This window comes from Paraneptunicella aestuarii, from assembly GCF_019900845.1.
GTDB lineage: Bacteria > Pseudomonadota > Gammaproteobacteria > Enterobacterales > Alteromonadaceae > Paraneptunicella > Paraneptunicella aestuarii.
This window is the reverse complement of the sequence record NZ_CP074570.1, coordinates 2,556,659-2,560,619: the sequence shown is the minus strand read 5'-3', so window position 1 is coordinate 2,560,619 and position 3,961 is coordinate 2,556,659. Positions and strand designations below refer to the sequence as shown.

Here is a 3,961-nt window from a genome sequence, read left to right as displayed (position 1 = left end):
CATTTATTGGCCGTTCACGTTTTAAATTTATGAATATGTGAACGGCCAATATCCTAAAACACGCACAAGCGAATAGCTTATCGTTCTTGATTTCTTCATGCAGAAGATACTGTGTAAAAGGAGTTGACCGGCGAATAAATATGACTAAGATCGACCAATAAATTCACCTTGCATTCGGTTGGAGGACGTTGACCAAAATGAAACCGTAAATTCTTATCGCTTAATTTTACGTTTGATTTTAATGGTCATTGCTTTTCTACCGTCAGCAACAAAATTGAGTTCAGTGATTTCATTCGCGTTGAGTGAAATTTTGCTACTCGTTCAATAATTTGCCGCCTACTTGATGTGTGAGTCGGTGGAGCAAGAAGTTTTACTCAAACATAGTCCTAATTTTCAGTATAGCGTCATTAACGTGATTCGACGGCTGTCCTGAAATCGTGATTTAAGGCTATGTGAATTGACCAAGATAGTTAGAGGAAGAATCGTGCAACAGTTTTTAGCAAGTACCAGCCTTTTTTTCGAGCAAGTACCTGACACCGTGCGCCGTTTTAAATGGCTTGTTTGGCTTGGATTTTTTGCCATTAGTGCGATTGTGTTTTATGGCATGCCCAATGTGAAAGTTGATATGACCATGGAGGCATATTTTAAAAAAGATGATCCTGCAAAATTAGCCTTTGATAAATTCAGGAACGACTTTGGCAGTGATGAAGTCTTATTCCTGACATACAAAGCTCGTGATGGAGATGTTTTCTCCGATCAATCACTCAAAGCACTGCATGCATTACAAACAAGATTAAACAACTATAGTTTGGGTCAGGCTGATACGCCGGAAGGGCTTCATCATATGACCGATGTAACCAGCCTGATCAATGTGTCTTATATGGAATCACAGGGAGGTGTTTTACTTTCTCGCCCGTTCATTGGTGATGAATTCCCTGAAAATGATGAAATGCGAGAGCAACTCAGGCAACGAGCGTTAAATCATCCTGATTACACAGGCGTTTATTTTTCAAAAGACTCTCGAATTGGCGCCATTGTTATCAAAACGGATCTATCTGCCCAGATTGAACAAACCGAGACAGACTTGGCTTCAAATCAGTTAGATTTGGAAATGGCTGACGATAAGGATTTGCTCGTGGACATGGATGCGACCTGGAGTGAAGGTGACGTTGTAGAGGCCGGAGCTTTACCCAAATATCGCCAAGCAGAAATTGTTGAATACTCGTTATTCATGAGTGCAATCGAAGAGGTGATAAACAACCCTGAGTACACTGATTATCTGGAGTTCCACCCTACAGGTCTTTCCGCCACAATGGCCTATTTAAATGATGTGATTTTAAAGCAGATGGGGTTGGTGTTATTTGGCTCGTTGTTGCTAATTCTGGTGGTGCTGTGGGTGTTATTTCATTCATCCAGTGCCGTTATCTGGTCAATGCTTATTGTTGTAATGTCGTTTATGTTGACTTTGGGATTGGTTGGCTGGTCTGGTGCAGTCATGACCATCATGATCAACATCATTGTGTTTTTAATCATGACAGTAGGGATCGCTAACGCGATTCACATTCTTTCAGGTTACTTATTTTTTAGAGAGAAAGGTGAAGATCATCAACAAGCGTTGCGTCTGGTACTTAAAAAGTCTGGCCTGGCTTGCTTTTTGACCAGTTTAACAACGGCGATTGGCTTGTTATCTCTGACTTTTACCCCCATCGTTCCAATTCAAAACTTTGGTATCTTTGCTGCTGTCGGCGTGTTCCTTACCTTCTTGATGACTGTTTTTATGTTGCCTTTGATGTTGGATATTTGGGCTCCTGTGAGTAAGAAAAAGCAAATTCAAGAATTTCAACGACCTCACAGGCTACAACGCTTGTTACAGGACATTGAGCATTTGGGTTATTCCTATCCGAAACAAATCGTCGCTATTTTTGGTGTGATTACGGTAGTGCTGGTTATGGGGATTCCCAAAATCAAAGTGGATTCAAACGTCGTTGAAATATTGCCTCATGATAGCTCTGTTCGTAAAAACGTCGCCATTGTGGATAACAATATGGCTGGCAGTAATGTGATGGATATCTTGTTTGAAACCGGGGTTTCTGATGCGTTTAAAGATCCGCGTTTGCTTAATCGCATGGATGAACTTCAACAATACATTAAAGCTACCCACGGTGACATGGTCGGTAAGACAACGTCGCTAGTGAATGTGAGTAAAGATGCTTTCAAATCACTTCACGATAATGATGATAATTATTACCTCATTCCACAAGAACAAGGCGTGTTGGCTCAAACCCTGTTTATGTTCAACAACGCCAATGCTGCGGACAGAAGGCAGTTGGTAACTGACGATTACAGCACTGCAAGAATGACAATTACATTAAAGACCGCTGGTTCATATGTTTACGTACCTATGATTGAAGACATTAACCAGCATATCAACACGTTGTTTGCCGATGTGCGTCAAGATTATCCTGATTTGCAAATACAGGTCACTGGCGGCATGTCTTTGATGACCCGAATTGTTGATTACATTGCCTGGTCTCAAATTCAAAGTTTTGCTTTGGCGTTGGTGGTGATTTCTTTATTGCTGCTTGTTGTGTTTGGGTCTAAACGCGTTGGTTTAATCGCTGTGATACCCAATTTAATGCCGATTTTGGTTGCTTTCGGCATGATGGGCTATCTCAACATTCCATTGGATACCGACACCTTATTGATTGCACCAATTATCATCGGTATTGCAGTGGACGACACTATTCATTATCTCACCCACTATCGTGCCGGGATCATGCAGACAGGAAACATCCGTGTCGCTATACATCAAGCGGTGAGAGAAGCGGGGCAGGCTATTACCTTTACTTCCATAGTATTAGCCCTTGGATTCTTAATTTTTGTTTTTTCATCACAAATATCCTTAAGAAACTTTGGCATTTTAAGTTCACTGGCCATCATGATGGCTCTGGTCACGGACTTACTTCTATTACCTGCGCTGTGTGTGTTGTTTAAAGCAAAATTTAAAGGCAGCCCAGAAACGTCAGACCCTTTTAATAATAGCAATCAAGCTATCAGTTCACTGTAATTGGAGCGTTATCTATGTACCTTCGAATTCTAATTTTATTCTTTTTGGGGTGTTGCACTTCTATGTATGGCTTTAGTCAGGAGCTCAGCCCTAGAGACATTGCCTACAAGCTCTATAACCGTGAAGATGGTGTTAACCAAATAACACTGCAAGAACTCAGTAGTTGTCGTTATGTAATAAAAGATCAAAGGCCAGGTTGTGCAGAAAAGCCAAGACGCAAAGTAATTGAGTCTGTAAGGAAAGATTTTGGCGAGAACTTAAAAGATGTTCGTTCTGTTTCCATTGTAAAAAGCCCAGCCGCTGAGCGCGGTATTGGTTTCTTGCAATACGATTACGAAGAACCGAGTAAAGATGCCGATCAGTGGATGTATTTGTCGGCACTAGGCAAGGTTAAGCGTATTGTCTCTGGCAATGATAATGAACCCAAATCAGGGAGTTTTTTCGGCTCGGAATTTAGCTACGAAGATATGGAAAAACCTTATTTGGAAAACTATACCTACAAGCTTCTTAAAACCGTGGACTATAGGGAAAGAGATTGTTGGGTACTGGAAATTACACCTACGCCAGAATATGCACCTAAAAGTAATTACCAAAAAAGCATCAACTGGATTGATAAAGAACGAAATATAGGTTTAAAGACCATTTTGTATGACCGTCAGGGAAATATTGTTAAGAAAATCGTTTCTTACGATATTAAAAATATTGACGGTGTGTGGATGCCAATGATTGTCAATGTTGACAACGTGCAGACAAAGCGCATGACAACATTGAAAATTCAAAAAACCGCATTGAATATTGATGAGATTCAAGACGACTTTTTGAGCCTTCGCGCCCTTACCGACAGCGCATTTCGAGAAAGACACCTGAACTCTTATCGTCAATTTATAGAGTAAG

2 protein-coding genes are annotated in these 3,961 nt (G+C 40.7%); both read left to right on the top strand.

Annotated elements, in window-relative coordinates; translation table 11 throughout:
- The first annotated feature begins 484 nt into the window (after positions 1-484).
- On the top strand, positions 485-3,067 hold the full coding sequence (locus tag KIH87_RS10435) for an efflux RND transporter permease subunit (RefSeq protein WP_232357834.1): 2,583 nt from the start codon (positions 485-487) through the stop codon (positions 3,065-3,067).
- Between the two features lie 62 nt (positions 3,068-3,129).
- Positions 3,130-3,960: an outer membrane lipoprotein-sorting protein gene (locus tag KIH87_RS10430; RefSeq protein WP_232357833.1), complete on the top strand. Its 831-nt coding sequence runs from the start codon at positions 3,130-3,132 to the stop codon at positions 3,958-3,960.
- The last annotated feature ends 1 nt before the right edge of the window (position 3,961 follow it).